Origin of the sequence: Actinoplanes sp. NPDC049668 (assembly GCF_044465445.1) — a bacterium.
In the GTDB taxonomy this organism is placed as follows: domain Bacteria; phylum Actinomycetota; class Actinomycetes; order Mycobacteriales; family Micromonosporaceae; genus Actinoplanes.
Window position 1 is genome coordinate 159,853 of record NZ_JBITLR010000007.1, and the last position, 17,806, is coordinate 177,658.

The 17,806-nt window shown below is 73.2% G+C and carries 14 protein-coding genes; 9 read left to right on the forward strand and 5 right to left on the reverse strand.

Annotation, left to right across the window (positions count from 1 at the left end):
* Positions 1-11: 11 nt before the first annotated feature.
* On the reverse strand, positions 12-590 hold the full coding sequence (locus ACIBSW_RS28915) for a DUF1684 domain-containing protein (protein ID WP_354718722.1): 579 nt from the start codon (positions 588-590) through the stop codon (positions 12-14).
* Between the two features lie 130 nt (positions 591-720).
* Here ACIBSW_RS28915 and ACIBSW_RS28920 point away from each other — a divergent pair, with 130 nt between their 5' ends.
* Positions 721-4,365, forward strand: coding sequence for a family 78 glycoside hydrolase catalytic domain (locus ACIBSW_RS28920; protein ID WP_354718720.1), 3,645 nt, complete (start codon positions 721-723; stop codon positions 4,363-4,365).
* Here ACIBSW_RS28920 and ACIBSW_RS28925 read toward each other — a convergent pair.
* Positions 4,352-5,215 (reverse strand): aminoglycoside phosphotransferase family protein, encoded by an 864-nt coding sequence (locus ACIBSW_RS28925; RefSeq protein ID WP_354718718.1) that lies wholly within the window; start codon positions 5,213-5,215, stop codon positions 4,352-4,354. The two genes, ACIBSW_RS28920 and ACIBSW_RS28925, sit on opposite strands and share 14 nt — an antisense overlap.
* Positions 5,216-5,393: 178 nt before the next feature.
* Here ACIBSW_RS28925 and ACIBSW_RS28930 point away from each other — a divergent pair, with 178 nt between their 5' ends.
* Positions 5,394-6,392 (forward strand): hypothetical protein, encoded by a 999-nt coding sequence (locus ACIBSW_RS28930; RefSeq protein WP_354718716.1) that lies wholly within the window; start codon positions 5,394-5,396, stop codon positions 6,390-6,392.
* 44 nt (positions 6,393-6,436) lie between these two features.
* A complete protein-coding gene (locus ACIBSW_RS28935) occupies positions 6,437-7,318 on the forward strand; it encodes a siderophore-interacting protein (RefSeq protein WP_354718714.1) in 882 nt (293 codons plus the stop codon).
* A gap of 56 nt (positions 7,319-7,374) precedes the next feature.
* Here the strand turns inward: ACIBSW_RS28935 and ACIBSW_RS28940 are convergent, their stop codons facing one another.
* The 3 genes from ACIBSW_RS28940 to ACIBSW_RS28950 form a co-directional block, all read right to left on the reverse strand.
* Positions 7,375-8,706: a hypothetical protein gene (locus ACIBSW_RS28940; RefSeq protein ID WP_354718712.1), complete on the reverse strand. Its 1,332-nt coding sequence runs from the start codon at positions 8,704-8,706 to the stop codon at positions 7,375-7,377.
* A 109-nt stretch (positions 8,707-8,815) separates the two neighbouring features.
* Positions 8,816-10,039 (reverse strand): multidrug effflux MFS transporter, encoded by a 1,224-nt coding sequence (locus ACIBSW_RS28945; protein WP_354718710.1) that lies wholly within the window; start codon positions 10,037-10,039, stop codon positions 8,816-8,818.
* A gap of 224 nt (positions 10,040-10,263) precedes the next feature.
* On the reverse strand, positions 10,264-11,811 hold the full coding sequence (locus tag ACIBSW_RS28950) for a ricin-type beta-trefoil lectin domain protein (protein ID WP_404799490.1): 1,548 nt from the start codon (positions 11,809-11,811) through the stop codon (positions 10,264-10,266).
* Positions 11,812-12,129: 318 nt separating this feature from the next.
* Between ACIBSW_RS28950 and ACIBSW_RS28955 the strand changes: the two genes are divergently transcribed.
* The 6 genes from ACIBSW_RS28955 to ACIBSW_RS28980 all read left to right on the forward strand — a co-directional run bounded on the left by ACIBSW_RS28955 (position 12,130) and on the right by ACIBSW_RS28980 (position 17,787).
* Complete coding sequence (locus ACIBSW_RS28955; RefSeq protein ID WP_184990906.1) at positions 12,130-12,333, forward strand: cold-shock protein; 204 nt, start codon at positions 12,130-12,132, stop codon at positions 12,331-12,333.
* 80 nt (positions 12,334-12,413) lie between these two features.
* Positions 12,414-13,148: a 50S ribosomal protein L11 methyltransferase gene (locus ACIBSW_RS28960; protein ID WP_354730490.1), complete on the forward strand. Its 735-nt coding sequence runs from the start codon at positions 12,414-12,416 to the stop codon at positions 13,146-13,148.
* A gap of 76 nt (positions 13,149-13,224) precedes the next feature.
* Positions 13,225-14,388 carry an NAD(+)/NADH kinase gene (locus ACIBSW_RS28965; RefSeq protein WP_354730488.1) on the forward strand — a complete coding sequence of 388 codons (1,164 nt, stop codon included), beginning with the start codon at positions 13,225-13,227 and terminating at the stop codon, positions 14,386-14,388.
* A complete protein-coding gene (locus ACIBSW_RS28970) occupies positions 14,385-14,681 on the forward strand; it encodes a UBP-type zinc finger domain-containing protein (protein ID WP_354730486.1) in 297 nt (98 codons plus the stop codon). The genes ACIBSW_RS28965 and ACIBSW_RS28970 overlap by 4 nt, the downstream gene beginning before the upstream one ends.
* A gap of 11 nt (positions 14,682-14,692) precedes the next feature.
* Positions 14,693-16,354 carry an FAD-dependent oxidoreductase gene (locus ACIBSW_RS28975; protein WP_354730484.1) on the forward strand — a complete coding sequence of 554 codons (1,662 nt, stop codon included), beginning with the start codon at positions 14,693-14,695 and terminating at the stop codon, positions 16,352-16,354.
* Positions 16,354-17,787 carry an ATP-binding protein gene (locus ACIBSW_RS28980; RefSeq protein ID WP_404799491.1) on the forward strand — a complete coding sequence of 478 codons (1,434 nt, stop codon included), beginning with the start codon at positions 16,354-16,356 and terminating at the stop codon, positions 17,785-17,787. The genes ACIBSW_RS28975 and ACIBSW_RS28980 overlap by 1 nt, the downstream gene beginning before the upstream one ends.
* Positions 17,788-17,806 lie beyond the last annotated feature (19 nt).

Below are 17,806 nucleotides of genomic sequence, written 5' to 3' on the forward strand. Positions count from 1 at the left end.
GTTGCAACGCCTCAGCGGTACCGGAGCTCGCCCGCGCGGACGGGTACGTCCAGGCGGTTCTCCGGCGGCGCGAGCGGGCACAGCCACCGGTCGTCGTACGCGCAGCTCGGGTTGTAGAGGTAGTTGAGGTCCAGCCGGACCCGGGTCGGCGACAGCCGCTGCACGCCGCGACCGTGGGTGCCCTTCACCGTGTCGGTCAGGTACCGGCCGCCGCCGTAGGTCAGGTCGCCGCAGGTCGCGTCGCGCACCGGCAGGAACAGCCCGCCGCCGTACGCGGCCAGCCACCACAGCGACAGCTCGCCCCACGGCGTGTCCAGGATGCCGACGCGGTCGTAACGGCACACGCCGTCCGGGCCGGCCGTGTCGATCTCGAGCTCGCCCGGCGCCTCGCGCAGGTCCACGTCGGCGACGAAATCGTCGGTGGGCGGGAAGTAGCGGATGCCCGTGAAGTCGTCGGTGCGGGGGATCGGCGACTGCGGGTGGCTGGAGAAGAGGCGGTCGCGCCGGTCGCGGAAGTCGGTGAGGCCGGTCGCGTTCAGGTAGATGTCGGCCACCGCGGCGCGGTAGCCGGCGAGTTCGAGTGCCTGCACAACGGCCACCGTATCCCGCAGGCCTTGAGTAGATCTTGCTGTTCGTCCTACAGTCATAAGACCCAGATATTGAAACGTTTAAATATCTGGAATCCCCGCCCGTTCACCTCCCCCCACCGAGGAGAACCGCATGTCCCCGTCCGTACCCCCTCCTGCCCGAAAACTGGTCGCTCTGGCCACCGCGGTCGTCACCGCGCTGGCCACCGTGAGCGCCCCGGCGAGCGCGGCCCCGGTGACGGCTCCGGCCGCGGCCCTGGTGACGACCCCGGTCACCGTCGACGGCGCGCACTGGATCTGGTACCCCGAGGGCGCTCCCGCGCAGAGCGCGCCGGCCGCCACCCGCTACCTGCGCCGCACGTTCACCGCGCCCGCCGGCCCGTACGCCGACGCCCAGCTCGTCGTCTCCGGCGACGACACCGTCGACGTCTGGCTCAACGGCACCTACCTGGCCGGCTCGCCCCGCGCCGCGGACTCCTGGAAGCAGGCCCGGTACGTCGACCTGGCCGCGGCGCTGCGGTCCGGCACCAACACCCTGCAGATCGCGGCGCGCAACACCAGCGCCGGCCCCGCCGGCGTACTCGGCCGGGTACGCGTCGCCGCCGCGGCCGGCACCGTCGACCTCGTCACCGACGGCTCCTGGCAGGCCGCGAACTCCGTGCCCGAGTCCTGGGTCGCCGCGGCGGACCTCGGCGCGTACGGCACCGGGCCGTGGGGCCAGTCCGTCGTCGCCGCCGACAACGCCGCGGCCTCGCCGGTGACGCCCGCCGGGCTGACCACCGAGCGCCGCACCGACCCGGTCGGCGTCGACGCGCGCCGGCCCCGCTTCGGCTGGCGGCTGGTCGCCACCGCCAACGGCCAGGTGCAGGGCCGCTACCAGGTGACCGTCGGCAGCACGGCCGGCGGCGCGGACGTCTGGGACAGCGGCCAGGTCGCGTCGTCGAGCAGCGTCGACGTCGCGTACGGCGGGCCCGCGCTGGCCGGCAACCGGACCTACCACTGGCGGGTGCGGGTCTGGGACGCCCAGGGCCGGCCGAGCCCGTGGAGCCCGTCGGCCCGCTTCGACACCGGGTACTTCGACCCGGCGACCGAGTGGCAGGCCGCCTTCATCGGCGCGCCCGGCGGCGCGAGCCTGACCGGCGCCGAGTGGATCTGGTACCCCGAGGGCGACCCGGCGAGCACCGCACCGGCCGCCGAGCGGTTCTTCCGCCGCACCTTCGACCTGGCCGCCACCGGCAAGGCGACGCTGGTCGTCACGGGCGACGACACCGCCGACGTCTGGCTCAACGGCGCACGGGTCAGCTCCTCGCGGCGGGTCGCCGACGCCTGGAAGCGGGCCACCACCGTAGACGTCTCCGCGCAGGTGCGGGCCGGCGCCAACACGATCGCCGTCGCCGCCACGAACACCAGCGCCGGCCCGGCGAGCGTCATCGCCAAGCTGACCGTCGGGAACACCACGGTGTCCACCGGCGCGGCGTGGAAGTCGGCGCAGAGCGCGCCCGCGGGCTGGCAGCAGCCGGGCTTCGACGACGGCGCCTGGCCCGCCGCCCGGGCGACCGCCGCGTACGGCTCGGGGCCGTGGGGCAGCCAGGTCGCGGTGCCGAACCCCACGCCGTACCTGAGCAAGGGTTTCGCCGTGAGCAAGCCGGTCGCCCGGGCCCGGCTCTTCGCGACCGCGCTCGGCCTGCACGACACCTACCTCAACGGCGTCAAGGTCGGCGCCGAGCGGCTGGCGCCGGGCTGGACCGACTACGCCAAGCGCCTGCAGTACCGCGGCTACGACGTGACGGCGGCGCTGCGGCAGGGCGACAACACGCTCGGCGCGCTGCTCGGCAACGGCTGGTACTCGGGCAACATCGGCTTCGCCGGCAGCCAGCGGTACGGCACCTCGCCGTGGTACTCCGCGCAGCTGTCCATCGAGTACACCGACGGCACGCGCGCGGACGTCCGTACCGATGGATCGTGGTCCGCGGCGCCCAGCGTGATCGTCGCCGACGACCTGTACCACGGCGAGGACCAGGACGCCCGGATCTCGTCCGCGGCCGGCACGGCCGTGACGGTGCGGACCGCCGCCAAGCCGCGGCTGGTCGCGCAGGTCGACCCCGGTGTCACCGTGCGGCAGGAGCTGCGGCCGAGGTCGATCACGCAGCCGCGGCCGGGCGTGTGGATCGCCGACCTGGGGCAGAACTTCGCGGGCTGGAACCGGCTGCGGGCGACCGGGCCGGCCGGCACCCGGATCACGCTGCGGCACGGCGAGATCCTGAACGCCGACGGCACGCTCTACACCGCCAACCTGCGCGCCGCGCAGGCCACCGACACGTTCACGCTGGCCGGCACCGGCGCGGCGGAGGTCTTCGAGCCGCACTTCACCGTGCACGGCTACCGCTACGTCGAGCTGACCGGCTTCCCGGGCACGCCGACCGCGGACAGCCTCACCGGGCTCGCGGCCTGGACCGACGGCGCCGAGACCGGCACCTTCAGCAGCAGCGACGCGCTGGTCAACCAGCTGCAGCACAACATCGTCTGGGGCGCGCGCTCGAACATGCTGTCGATACCGACCGACTGCCCGCAGCGCGACGAGCGGCTCGGCTGGACCGGCGACATCGCCGCGTTCGGCGCGACGTCGACGTTCAACTTCGACACCCACGGGCTGCTCGCCAAGTTCGCCGACGACCTGGTGGACGCGCAGCGCGCCGACGGCGCGTTCACCGACGTCGCGCCGGCCGTCATCGACGGCGCGGGCAAGGCCGGCTGGGCCGACGCCGGCGTCGTCGTGCCGTACACGATCTGGCAGCGCTTCGGCGACCTGTCCGTCGCGGACCGCAACTTCGCCGCCATGGCCCGCTACGTCGACTACCTCCGGTCGACCGCGGGCGCGGACCTGATCCGCAACCACGAGACGTTCGGCGACTGGCTCAACGTCGACGACAACACGGCAAACGACGTGAGCAGCACGGCGTTCTTCGGCTGGTCCGCCCGGCTGCTCTCGCGGATGGCCGCGGCGACCGGGCGCACCGCCGAGGCCTCCGCCTACGGCACCCTCGCGGACCAGATCGCGGCCGCCTTCACCGGCAGGTTCGTCGCCGCCGACGGAACCGTGTCCGGCAACAGCCAGACCGGGTACGTGCTCGCGCTCGCGTTCGGCCTGGTGCCGGCGAACCGCACCCAGGCGGTCGCGGACCGGCTCGCCGCCAAGGTCGCCTCGCGGAACGGCCATCTCTCCGTCGGGTTCATGGGCGTGGAGAACCTGCTGCCGGTGCTCGCCGAGCACGGGCACGCGGCCACCGCGTACCAGATCCTGCAGCAGCCGGACTACCCCGGCTGGGGCTACATGAACTCGCGCGGCGCCACCACGATCTGGGAGCGCTGGGACGGGATCAGGACGGACGGCACGCTGCAGGACGTCGGCATGAACTCGTTCAACCACTACGGCCTCGGCTCGGTCGGCGACTGGCTCTACCGCACGGTCGGCGGCGTCGGCCCGGCCTCGCCGGGCTACAAGCAGGTGCTCATCGCCCCGAAACCCGGCGGCACGCTCACGGCCGCGACCGCGTCACTGATCACCGCGTACGGCCAGACGCGCTCGGAGTGGACCCGGTCCGGCTCGGCGCTGACCCTGCGGGTCGTGGTCCCGCCGAACGCCACGGCGACGGTACGGGTGCCGGCCTCCTCGGCCGCGGCGGTGACCCCGCCGGCTGAGGCGGTGCCGCAGGGGTACGCGAACGGCGTCGCCTCCTACGCCCTCGCCTCGGGCAGCTACACGTTCACCGCCGGCTGAGGTCCCTCAGCTCCCCCTCGAGCAGCCCGGTCAGGCGGACGTGCCGTTCTCCGCCGACCGGGATGCCTCGGCTCGGGCCCTCGGCCAGCATCAGCACGTAGAGGTGCACCCGGTAGAGCGCGAGCCGGGTGCGTGCGGCGTCGTCGAGGACGAGACCGGTCGCGGCGGAGTAGCCGCGCAGGAACGGATGCTCCGGCTCGTCCTCGATGCGGCGCCGCAGCGCCGGGGAGACCAGGTCCAGCAGGGGGTCGCCCCAGAGGTAGCGCTCGCCGTCGACCAGCCCGGTGAGCCGGCCGCCGGCGGCCAGCACGTTGCCGTCCCAGAGGTCGAAGTGCAGCAGCGCGGGCCGGGTGACCGTCGCCAGGTTGCCGGCGTGCCGGGCCGTTAGGGCGCCGATGCCCGGCGGCAGCGGCACCGCCCAGTCGGCGGCGTCGGCCAGCAGGGCGTCGAGCATCGCGCCGAACGCCGCCGGCCAGTCGGCGCCGCGGGCCCGCTCGCCGGCGTACCCGAAGTGCGGGCCGGTGATCCGGTGCAGGCCGGCGATCGCGGCGCCGAGCTGCTCGCGCACGCCGGCGCTGTCCGGCACGCCGGTCAGCGCGGTGCCCGGCAGCAGGCTCGTCACGATCCAGTCCGCGCCGACGTGCAGCACCTCCGGCACCGGTACGCCCGGCGCGCCGGACCGGACCAGCCGGAAGTAGGCCGCCTCGGCCTCGATGAGACCGCGCTCGTACCGCAGCAGCCGGGCCGACGGCGGCGGCCCGACCTTCACCACCACCTCGCGGCCGTCGGTCAGGGTCGCGCGCCACACCGCGGCGAACCCGCCGCCGGACAATTCGGTGGCATCGGCCACGTTCGCACCCAGTTGTGGTGCGATAAGGCCGTCGATAGTGCAGATGTCGAGGTTGCGTTGGGTCGGACTACGCATGACGCATTGTGCAACCCGCCCCCGTACGAAAACCTAAGGGTCCACGAAGGAATCGAGCGCCGGTCGATGGTGTCTCGAGCGCCCGGAAGGGTACACAGGCTGCATGACCGTCAGTGACGAACGGCCGGGGTTGGCGGACCCCGTCCGGGACATCACCCCCCTCCCGGAAGGCCGCCCGGTGCCGCTGGCCCCGCCGGCCGACGCCGACGACCTGCCGCGGTACCTCCATGCCCTGCGCCGCCTCGCCGACGCCGACGACCTGGCGGCCGCGCACTCGGGCTGCACGCTCGCCGTCGACCTGGCCGGGCGGCTCGGCTCGGCGGCCGGGCTCGTCACCGCGTACTCGCAGCGCAGCTCCGTCTCCCGGCGCCTGGGCCGGCTGGCCGAGGCCGCCCGGGACGCGGAGGCCGCCGCGGAGCTGTTCGCCGTCTCCGGCGGCGACCCGACGGGCGCCGCCGCGGCGCTGCTGATGTCGCGGCGCATCGCCGTGCTGCTCGACCTCGGCGACCTCGACTGCGCCGACGGCCTGCTCGCCCCGTCCGGCTTCGGCGGCGTGCTGCCGGACGAGCCGGAGTTCCTGCTGCTGCGCTACGCCCGCGGTCGCCTGCACGCCGAGGCGGCGCGCCCCGGCGAGGGCCTGGCCGACCTGTACCGGTGCGGCGAGCGCCTCGCGGTGCGCCGCTCGGATCATCCGGCGGTGTTGCCGTGGCGCTCGGCCGCCGCGGCGGTGCTGGCCGGCCTCGGCGCCGGCGAGGCGGCGGAGCGGCTGGTCGCCGAGGAGGTGGCGCTGACCCGCCGGCACGGGCTCGCCTCCGCCCTGGGCCGCGCGCTGCGCATACAGGGGCAGGTGCGGGGCGCCGAGGGCATCTGCCCGGCCGAGGAGTCGATCCGGGTGCTGCGCGGCACGCCGCGGCGCTTCGAACTGGCGATGGCCCTGGTCGACCTCGGCGCGCTGCTCAACGCCGCCCGCCGCCGCCCGCAGGCGCGCCGGGTGCTGCGCGACGGCCTCGAGCTGGCGCAGGAGTGCGGCTCGCCGGCCCTGGTCGCCCGGGCCCGGGCGCTGTTCGCGGGTAAGACCCGCCTCGCGCCGCCGCTTAGGTAAGGGTAGCCTTAGCTGCGTTTGGTCCCCGCAGCGAACGGACGGTTATGACGACGACAGCCCAGGCCGCCGCCCGCCCGATAACCGAGCCCTATGTGCCGTTCGCGCTGGAGGTCAGGAACTGCGTGCGCCTGAGCACCACGTTCATGCGGGTGACGCTGGCGGGGGAGTCGCTGGTCGACTTCGACTACCACGGCCTCGACCAGCGGATGAGCCTGCTGTTCCTGCCGCCGGGCAGCGACTGCGAGGCGTTCGCCCGGGAAACGGACTGGACGGAGGCCTGGCGCAGTGGGGCGCCGGCGTCGTGGGCGCCGCTGCGGGTCTACACGGTGCGGGCCTTCCGGCCGCAGGCGTGGGAGATCGACGTGGACTTCGTGCTGCACGGCACCGCCAGCCCCGCCTCCCGCTGGGCGAGCCAGGCCAAGGTGGGCGACCGGATCGTCATGATCAGCGCCGCGAAGGGCCACCCGATCACGGACGTCGCCTGGCGGCCGCCCGCGGGCGCGAACCGGCTGCTGCTCGCGGCGGACGAGGCGGCCCTGCCGGCGGCGGCCTCGATCCTGGAGAGCCTGGACCGCCCGGCGCGCGCCTTCCTCGAGGTGCCGTTCCCGGACGACCGGCTGACCATCGCCGGCCCGGCGGAGATCACCTGGCTGGTCCGGAGCCGGGGCGAGCGGCTCGAGCCGGTGGTCCGCGAGCAGCTGGACCGCGCCGCGCCGGCCGGGGCACCGGGTGACGTCGTCGAGCAGGAGGACGGCGACGTGTGGGACGTGCCCGAGGAGACGGCGGGCGGCTTCTACGCGTGGCTGGCCGGCGAGGCGGGACCGGTGGTGTCCCTGCGCCGCCACCTGGTCGGCGAGCGCGGCGTCGACCGCCGCGCGGTCGCCTTCATGGGCTACTGGAAGAAGGGCCGCGCCCAGCCCAACTAGGGGCGCGGGGTGCGGAAGGCATCGCCCGCCGCACCCCTTCCCTTCGTAGCCGGCGGTCAGTCCGCCAGGGTGTGCACGAACACGTCGCGGGACACGTTGGCGTCGCCCGGTACCAGGTTGGCGGCCGTCGACTCGAAGGTGACGCGGCGGCCGAAGGAACTGATCGACGGGTTGGCGCTGAGGCCGTCGGCCTGCTCGCCGATGTCGGAGACGCTGACCCGGGTGGTGCTGCCGGCGACCAGGTCGCGCACGAACACGTCCGGCTCGTTGTTGGTGTCGCCCGAGACCAGGTTGCGGGCATACGACAGGTAGGCGACGTAGCGGCCGTCCGGGCTGATCGCCGGCCGGATGCTGGCGAGGTCGCCCTGCGCGCCCGCGCCGGACACGCTCACCAGCGTGGTGGTGCCGGCGGACAGGTCGCGGATGAACACGTCCTCCCGGCGGTTGGTGTCGCCCTCGACCAGGTCCGAGGCCCACGAGGAGAACGCCACGTAGCGGCCGTCCGCGCTCATCGAGGCGTGCACGCTGTGCAGGGTGCCCTTCGGGCCGACCCGGTGCACGCTGACCGGGGTGGTGGTGCCGGTGGCCAGGTCGCGCAGGTGAACGTCGGCCGTCAGGCTGGAGCCCTGCGACGTCAGCGCCTCGAACGTCACGTAACGGCCGCCGACCACGGCCGAGAGTCCGCCGTCGATGTCCTCGTAGGAGTCGGCGTCGGGCACGTCCGCACGGAGGCCGTCGCGGGTCACGTTCACCCGGACGGTGGTGCCGGCGGTCAGGTCGCGGACGAACAGGTTCTCCCGCTCGGCACCGCCGGCCTCGTCGCCGTCGGCGAGGGGCAGGGTCGACTGGAATGTCACGTAGCGGCCGTCGGCGCTGATCTTGGACAGCTTCGCGCTGTCACGGGTGCCCTGCGCGCCGGACGGCGCCAGGCTGACCCGGGTGGTGGTCGCGCCGGTCAGGTCGCGCACGAACACGTCGCGCCGGCCGTTGGAGTCGCCGGCGACCAGGTCGGCGGCGTCCGACGCGAAGCTGACGTAGCGCCCGTCGTCGCTGATCGACGGCGCGTAGCTGTTGCCGCCGACCTGCGCGCCGGCGCCGGAGACGCTGACCCGGGTCGTCGTGCGGGCGACCAGGTCGCGCACGAACACGTCCTCGGCGCGGTTGGTGTCGCCCGCGACGAGGTTCCCCGCCCGCGAGGTGAACGCGACGAAGCGGCCGTCGGCGCTCACCGCTCCCGCGGCGGCGCCGCCGGGCTGCGTGCCGTTATGGGAGACGTTGACCCGGGCGGTGCTGTTGTTCTCGGCGGCGAACGCGTTCGTCGCCAGGCACGCCATCGCGACCCCCGCCGAGAGCACGCCCGCGGCGGCGGCGAACGTACGTGGCCTCATGGAGTTTCTCCTTCAGATCGGGTGGGCGCCGCAAGACACGGCACCGCAAGCTAGGTCGGCACGCTAACGGCCGGCCTTTGGGTGATCTTTGGGTCGACTCCGTAGGGCGTCAGTGCGCCGCGGCCAGCGCGGGCTCGGCGTGCTCGACCGGCAGGCGCCAGGGGCGGACGATCAGCAGCAGCACCGCGTTCGCGCCGAGCATGCCGCCGGCGATCACCAGGGCCATGCCGACCGCGCCGGTGCCGAGGACGCCGACCAGCGGGGCCGCCAGCGCGCCGACGCCGAACTGGACCGCGCCGAGCAGGGCCGCCGCGGTGCCGGCCGCCTCGCCGTGCCGGGAGAGCGCGAGCGCCGGCGCGTTCGGCAGCGCCAGGCCGGCCGACGCGAGGACCAGCCAGAGCGGCACGAGGACCGCGGGCAGGCCGCCGAAGCCGGTGGCGGCGACCAGCAGCAGCACCAGGCCCGCGGCGGCGCCGCCGGCGAGCGCGGAGATCAGGATCTGCGACGGCGACCAGCGGCGCAGCAGCCGCACGTTGAGCTGGGTCGCCGTGATCAGGCCGACCGCGCCGGCGCCGAACACGAAGCCGAACTGCTGCTCGGTGAGGCTGTATTGCTCCTGGAAGACGAACGACGAGCCCGAGACGTAGGCGAACAGGGCGGCCATCGCGAGCCCGGCCACCAGGATCAGGCCGACGTAGGTCCGGTCGGCGAGCAGGCGGCCGTAGTCGCGGACCGTGCCGGCCACGCCGCCGTTGCGCCGCCGCGCGGGCGGCAGCGTCTCCGGCAGGCCCAGCGCGGTCACCGTGAGGATGGCGATGCCGAAGAGCGCCAGCACGACGAAGACGCCGCGCCAGGACGTCCAGTTCAGCGTGATGCCGCCGAGCGTCGGCGCGAGGATCGGCGCGGCGCCCATGACGAGCATGAGGCGGGACAGCAGCTTCGCCGCGGCGAGGCCGGTGAACAGGTCCCGGACGACGGCCATCGCGACGACCGCGGCCGCGGCGGCGCCGAGGCCCTGCAGCACCCGCAGCGTGCCGAGGACGGCGAGGTTCGGCGCGATGACGCAGAGGATCGACGCCGCGATGTGCACGGCGACCCCGGCGAGCAGCGGCGCGCGACGCCCGACGGCGTCGGAGACCGGGCCGATCAGCAACTGGCCGAGTGCGAGGCCGGCCAGGGTGCCGGTGAGGGTGAGCTGGACCGCGGCGGCGGTGGTGTGCAGGTCGTCCGTGATCGTCGGCAGGGACGGCAGGTACATGTCGATGGTGAGCGGGCCGAGGGCGATGAGGAAACCGAGCACCAGCACGAGCCGCAGCCGCTCGCGGGAGGACATGCGCTCCCCGGGCGTCTGCGCCGCTCGTGTTTCTGGGCGTTCGGGCGCCTGGGTCATGGTGGGTCCCATCCGTCGTCCGGGTCGGTCGAGTTGAGCGTCCGACACGGGTACGACAAGTTCAGGGCCGCGCGCGTGATTCCCAGGAACGCAATGTGGTGTCGCCTGTCACAGGGCGGCCCGCCGATCGCGGACGGTGCGATCGGCGGGCCGTCATGAGGTCTCGGTCAGCCGCGCCGCCACTTCTGGTTCAGCGTGCCGCCGCAGTCCCAGATCTGGATCCGCGCGCCGTCGTTGCCGTTCCAGTCCCGGATGTCGAGGCACTTGTTCGCCTGCGGGTTGACCAGGTCGCCCGCGGCCGAGAGCACGAACTGCTGCGCCGGGTTCCCGTTACAGCCGACGATCTGAATGATCGTGCCGTTGGTGGTCGAGCCCCACGGCACGTCCATGCACTTGTTGTTCGACGTCAGCAGCGTGCCGTTCACGGACGCCCACTTCTGCGCGCCGGTGCCGTTGCAGCCCCACATCTGCAGCAGCACGCCGTCGGAGAAGTTGGAGTTCGGCACGTCGATGCACTTGTTGTTCCAGTTGCTGATCAGTGAGGTCGCGCCGCCACCGCCGCCGCTGGTGGTCAGGGACAGGCCGTAGACGCCGAGGATCTCGTTGACGGGCTGGAACCACATCGTGCCGCCGGACGAGCAGTTGCCGCTGCCGCCGGAGGTGACCCCCTGAGCCTGGTTGCCGGAGATCCAGGAGCCGCCGGAGTCGCCCGGCTCGGCGCAGGCGTTGCTGCGGCTCAGGCCGGAGACGGCGCCTTGGGAGTACACGATGGTCTCGTTGCGGCCCAGGATCGTGCCGCAGCGCCAGCCGGTGGTCCGGCCGGAGCGGCAGACCGAGCTGCCGATGGCGGCGTCCTGCGAGCCGGCGACGGTCACGTTGCCGCCCGAGTAGTTGTTCACCCACGGCTGGGGCGTCCAGTTGGCGTTCGTCCGGATCCACGAGTAGTCGTTGCCCGGGAACGACGAGCCGGCGAACGTGCCCTGCGAGACGTTGTTGTAGCCCAGGGTCGGGCTGTTCACGCCGCCGCAGTGTCCGGCGCTGACGAAGCCGCCCGCGACGGCGAAGCCGACCGAGCAGAGCGTGTTGCCGTTGATGACGTACTGGTCGCCGCCGCGGATGTCGTACATCGGCCGGGGCGCCTCGGGCGCGTCGACGACGGTGACCGAGCCGGCGCCGCTGTCCTCGGCGAACCGGTGCGCGGCGGCGGCGCCGCCGGGCCGGGCCATGACGACGAGCCGGTTGGCGGCGACGTCCACGTACCAGCCGCGCACCGCGGTGCCCTTGGCGCCGGCGGCGTTGCGGTCCAGCCGCGCGCGGGCGGCGGCGAGGTCGGCGGCGCCACGCGCGACGATCTTGACGTTGGCGCCCTCCGCGCGTACCGCGGCGGCGGTCCCGGGGTCGGTGACCGCGACGGTGAGCCGCTCGGCGCCGGCCGGGATCCAGGCGCCGGCGAAGGCCTTGCCGAGCTTGGCGCGCAGGCGCCGCTCGACGACCGGCGCCGCCGCCTCGGTGGCGAGGCGGGCCGCGATCTGGTCGTCGGTGAGCTTCAGGTCGCGGCGCATCGCGGCGACCATGCCGGGCGCCATGTCGAACCGGGCGGCCGCGGCGGGTGCGGTGGGTGCCGGCGTCTCCGCGGCGAAACCTGTTAACGGGAAGAGGCCGACGGTGGTCACCGCGACGGCGGCGACACCGAGCAGCTTGACGGGGTGTGACATGGGGATCCTTCCGCTGACCGGTGGAACTTCAGGGGGAAGGAGAGCGCTCTCTTGATCGGAGTCTGTCGATATTTATTAATTCTGTCAAGAAACTTCAAAGATTATTGTCCACCGATGTCAGGTCGCAACGCGCCGCCGTGCAGTCGCGGTACGTGCTAGCTTGGAGGGGTTGTCGTTCCGATTTCTCATATTTGCCAGAGCCTGGTGGGTATCCGAAACCCGTCAGGCTTTTGTCGTATGAGTCCGGTTTCCTGATCTTTACGGGCGGCGATGGAGTTCGCGAGGTGTGAACTCCTTGTGGTTGCGAAAGGGCTTGTCATGGCTGTCGGCACAGTGAAGTGGTTCAACGCGGACAAGGGCTTCGGCTTCATCACCCAGGACGGTGGTGCTCCGGACGTGTTCGCGCACTTCTCCGCCATCGCCTCCGACGGATACCGCACTCTCGAAGAGAACCAGCGGGTTGAGTTCGACGTCGAGCAGGGCCAGAAGGGCCTGCAGGCTGCGAACATCCGTCCCATCTGACGTACGTCACGAGGGCCGTGCCTCCCGCGTTGAGCGGGAAGCGCGGCCCTCGGTCGTCTCCCTTGACAGAAAAGAGTGGTGTGAAGACGTACTCCGGAGCCCCGTACGCGGTCGCGACCTACAGCCCCCTGCAGCGTCGCCTGCTGCGTAACGCCTCGTTCCCCGCGCGGGCGCCGCAGCAGGACGCCCTGAAGATGACCCCGGTGCCGATGGTTCCGGAGGTGCACCTGTTCCTCGCCGAGGACGCCGTGCTGCTCTGGGCCCGGCTCGAGACCGAGGCGGGCGGGCCGCTGCCGGCGCCGTACTGGGCGACGGCCTGGCCGGGCGGACAGGCGCTCGCCCGCTACGTCTTGGACCACCCGGAGCTCGTCGAGGGCCGCCGCGTCCTCGACCTCGCCTCCGGCTCCGGGCTGGTCGCCATCGCCGCCGCGCAGGCCGGCGCCGCCGAGGTGACCGCCAACGACGTCGACGGGTACGCCATCGCCGCGATCCAGGCGAACGCCAACGCCAACGGCGAGCGGATCGCGACCATCGCGGACGACCTCACCGACGGCGACGGCGGCGACGCCGAGGTGATCCTCGCCGGCGACTGCCTGTACAACGCCGAGGTCGCGGCCAAGATGCTGCCGTTCATCGGCCGCGCCATGGGCCGCGGCGCGACAGTGCTGCTCGGCGACCCCGGCCGCGGGTACGCCCCGCCCGGGCTGCTGCGCACCCTGGCGACCTACCAGGCCGCGGTCCTGGGTGCGCAGGAGGACGGCCAGCGCGACCAGACCAGCGTGCTGACGCCGGTGGCGGTCGCCCTCACGGGCTGAGTATCGCTCGCCGGATCCCGGCCGGACGTGCGAGGCTGAGCGCTGACGCGTGCGACCGGGGGTGTCTTTCTTGGGCATGATCAAAGTGGTCGGGCTGGTCCTGCATCCGAGGCGGGACTGCGGCTCGGCCATCGACGCCATCGTCCGCTGGGCGGCCGCGCACGATGTGATCGTGCTCGGACCGCACGACGAGATCGACCGGATCGCCTGCGGCGCCGTCGGGGTCTCCACCGAGGAACTGGTCGAGCGCGCCGGGCTGCTGGTCAGCCTCGGCGGCGACGGCACCATGCTGCGCACCATGCGCCTGGTCGAGGGCCGCAAGACGCCCGTGCTCGGCGTCAACGTCGGCCGGCTCGGGTTCCTCGCCGAGGTCGACCTGCCCGACCTGCCCGACGCGCTGTCGTCGATAGACGAGCACCGGTTCACCACCGAGGCGCGCACGGCGGTGCGTGCCGTGCTGCCCGGCGGCGAGGAGGTCTCGGCGTTCAACGACATCGCCCTGGTCCGGGTCCCCGGCCACGGCCTCGCGCACGTCGGCATCAACGTCGAGGGCAGCAACTTCGTCCGGTACGCGGCCGACGCGGTGATCGTCGCGACGCCGACCGGCTCGACCGCGTACAGCTTCTCGGCGGGTGGGCCGATCGTGTCGCCCAAGGTCGAGGGCCTGCTGGTCAGCGCGGCCGCCGCGCACTCATCGTTCAACCGCTCCCTGATGCTCTCGGCCGACGAGCAGCTCGAGCTCGACGTGCGCCCGACCAGCGGCCGGCTCGCGGTCGAGGTCGACGGCAACATCCACGGCTACGCCGAGCCCGGCGACAAGCTGGCCATCGTCCCCGTGCCCGCGGCCGCGCAGGTCATCCGCCTCGGACGGACCTCGTTCTACGAGCGCGCCCGCCGCAAGCTGCGGGTCGAGGGCAGCGCACAGGTCGGCGGCGCGGAGCCGGCGGACGCCACGGTCGTCGACAGCTTCGAGCGGTCGCGCTACGAGGTCCTGCTCGGCGGCGAGCTGGCCGGCATCCTGACCTACCGGCGCAAGGGCGGCGCGGTCGAGCTCACGCACACCGAGATCGACCAGGCCTTCCAGGGGCAGGGCCTGGCCGCCCGCCTGGCCGCCGCGGCGCTCGCCGACGCCCGCGGCCGGGCGACCCCGGTGATCGCGACCTGCCCGTACGTCGCCCGCTACGTGGAGCGGCATCCCGAGTTCAACGACCTGCTCGCCAAGGGAGGGCCCCGCACATGACCGGTACCGCCTGCGCACACCTCGACCGGGCCGGCGACGTGCGCCCGTCCGGCGACGGCTGCGTCGAATGCCTCGCCGACGGTGGCCGCTGGGTGCACCTGCGCGTCTGCATGACGTGCGGCCACGTCGGCTGCTGCGACTCGTCGCCCGGCCGGCACGCCACCGCGCACTTCCACGCCGCCGGCCACCCGCTCGTGCAGTCCTACGAGCCGGGCGAGGACTGGTGGTGGTGCTACCTGGACAACGTGGCCTTCGAGGTCGCGGACGACGCCCGCTCGTTCACGCATCCGTAAGGACTCCAGTCATGGGCCTACCCGCCATCCTGACCGTCGACGACGACCCGTCGGTCTCCCGGGCCATCGCCCGCGACCTACGGCGGAAGTACGGCGAGGCGTACCGGATCATCCGGGCCTCGTCGGCCGCGGAGGCGCTCGAGGCGCTGCGCGAGCTCAAGCTGCGCGGCGGCCGGGTCGCCGTCCTGCTGGCCGACTACCGGATGCCGCAGATGAACGGCATCGAGTTCCTGGAGCAGGCGATGGACCTGTTCCCGAACGCCCGCCGCGCCCTGCTCACCGCGTACGCGGACACCGACGCGGCGATACAGGCCATCAACGTCGTGGACGTAGACCACTACCTGCTCAAGCCCTGGGATCCGCCGGAGGAGAAGCTCTACCCGGTCATCGACGAGCTGCTGGCGGCCTGGCAGCGCACCGGCGACCGGGAGGTCGCGGACATCCGCGTCGTCGGGCACCGGTGGAGCGAGCCGTCGTACCGGATCCGGGACTTCCTGGCGCGCAACCTGGTCCCGTACCGGTGGCTCGCCGCCGACGACCCCGAGGGGCGCCGCCTGCTGGACGCCGCCGGGGTGGGCCCGGAGTCGATCCCGCTGGTGGTCACCGCGGACGGCCGGGCGATGGCGCAGCCGAGCACGTCGGAGGTCGCCGAGGCGGCCGGGCTGTCGACGGCGCCCGAGCGCGACTTCTACGACCTGATCATCGTGGGCGGCGGGCCGGCCGGGCTGGGCGCGGCCGTCTACGGCGCCTCCGAGGGGCTCCGGACGCTGCTGGTCGAGCGGCAGGCCGTCGGCGGGCAGGCCGGGCAGAGCTCCCGGATCGAGAACTACCTGGGCTTCCCGGACGGCATCTCCGGCGCGCAGCTGACCGACCGGGCGCGGCGACAGGCCGGCAAGTTCGACGCCGAGGTGCTCAACACCCGCGAGGTGGTCGGGCTGCACACCGACGGCTCCGCCCGTACGCTGCGCTTCGCGGACGGCGCGGAGGTCTCCGCGCACTCGATCGTGCTGGCCACCGGCGTCGCCTACCGCCCGCTGGTCGCCGACGGCGTCGCCGAGCTGACCGGCGCGGGCGTCTACTACGGCTCGGCCGCGACCGAGGGCCCGTCCTGCGCGGGCAGCGACGTCTACATCATCGGCGGCGCGAACTCCGCCGGCCAGGCCGCGCTCTTCTTCTCCCGGTACGCCCGCAGCGTGACCCTGCTGGTGCGCGGCGACTCCCTCGAGGCGTCCATGTCGTACTACCTGATCCAGCAGCTCAACAGCGTCGAGAACGTGCACGTGCGGACCCGGTGCGAGGTGGTCGGCGCGCAGGGCGGCGGCCACCTGCAGGCGATCACCATCTGCGACAGCAAGAACAACACGGTGACCAGCGTCGAGTGCGGCTACCTGTTCGTCTTCATCGGCGCCGAGCCGCGCACCGACTGGCTCGGCGACGCGGTGGCCCGCGACGAGCGCGGCTTCGTGTACACGGGCCCCGACCTGCTCTCGCCGAACGGGGCACGGCCGACGGGATGGGATCGGGACCGGGATCCGTTCTACCTGGAGTGCAGCGTTCCCGGCATCTTCGCCGCCGGCGACGTCCGGGCCAACTCGGTCAAGCGGGTGGCCTCGGCGGTCGGCGAGGGCGCGATGGCCGTCACGCTGGTCCACCGCTACCTGGAGGGGCAGTGATGACCGAACCCAGGCTCACCGTCGACGAGCTACGCACCCTGTTCCTGTTCGAGAAGCTGACCGACGACCAGCTGGCCTGGCTCGCCGCGCACGGCGGCACGCGCCGCGTCGCGGCCGGGCAGCTGGTGATCCAGGAGGGCGAGCCGGCCGAGGAGTTCTTCGTCCTGCTCAGCGGCACCATCTCGCTCACCCGCCGGGTCGGCCAGGACGACGTGCAGACCACCCGTACGGAGCAGCGCGGCGTCTACATGGGCGCGACCCAGGCGTACCTGCGCGACGAGGGCGTGCAGCGCCGCTACCAGGCGTCCATGCGCGCGCTCGACGACTGCGAGTTCTTCGTGCTCAGCGCCGGGGACTTCGGCGCACTGATGCGCGAGTGGTTCCCGATGGCGCTGCACCTGCTCGAGGGCCTGACCCTCGGCATGCGCAACACCCAGGCGGCGATCGGCGAGCGGCAGCGGCTGGTGGCGCTCGGCGCGCTTTCCGCGGGCCTCATGCACGAGCTCAACAACCCCGCGGCCGCCGCGTCGCGGGCCACCGGTGCGCTGCGCCAGCGGGTCGCCGGCATGCGGCACAAGCTGGGCATGCTCGCCGCCGGCAAGGTCGCGCCGGAACGGCTCGACGCGCTGGTCGAGCTGCAGGAGGACGTCATCGAGCGGGCCGCGAAGGCGCCCGCGCTGACCGCGCTGCAGGCCGCCGACCGCGAGGACGAGCTCGGCGACTGGATGGAGCGCAACGACGTCACCGGCGGCTGGGACCTCGCCCCGGTCTTCGCGCAGGGCGGGCTCGACATCGACTGCCTGGAGCTGATCAAGGCCAAGGTGGTCGAGCCGGCCCTGCTCGACCAGGCCATCCACTGGATCGGGTACGCGCTGGAGACCGAGCAGCTGATGAGCGACATCGAGGAGGCGACCGGCCGGGTCTCCTCGCTGGTCACCTCGGCGAAGCAGTACTCGCACCTGGACCGCGCCGCGCACCAGTGGATCGACGTGCACACCGGGCTGGACAGCACGCTGGTGATGCTCGGCCACAAGATCGGTACGGGCGTGGAGGTGGTCAAGGAGTACGACCGGGACCTGCCGCAGGTGCCGGCGCATCCGGCCGAGCTCAACCAGGTCTGGACCAACATCATCGACAACGCGGTGCAGGCCATGCACGGCGCCGGCACGCTGACCGTCCGGACCTACCGGGACGACGACCACGTCGTCGTCTCGATCGGCGACACCGGCCCCGGCGTGCCCGAGGAGCTGCGCAAGCGGGTCTTCGAGCCGTTCTTCACCACGAAGCCGGTCGGCGAGGGCACGGGGCTCGGCCTCGACATCTCGTACCGGATCGTGGTCAACGGCCACGGCGGCGACATCGTCCTGCGGTCCCAGCCGGGCGACACCCGGTTCCTGGTGAGCCTGCCGATCACGGAGCCGGCCTCCCGCTGAGCGGGAGGCCGACGGTCGC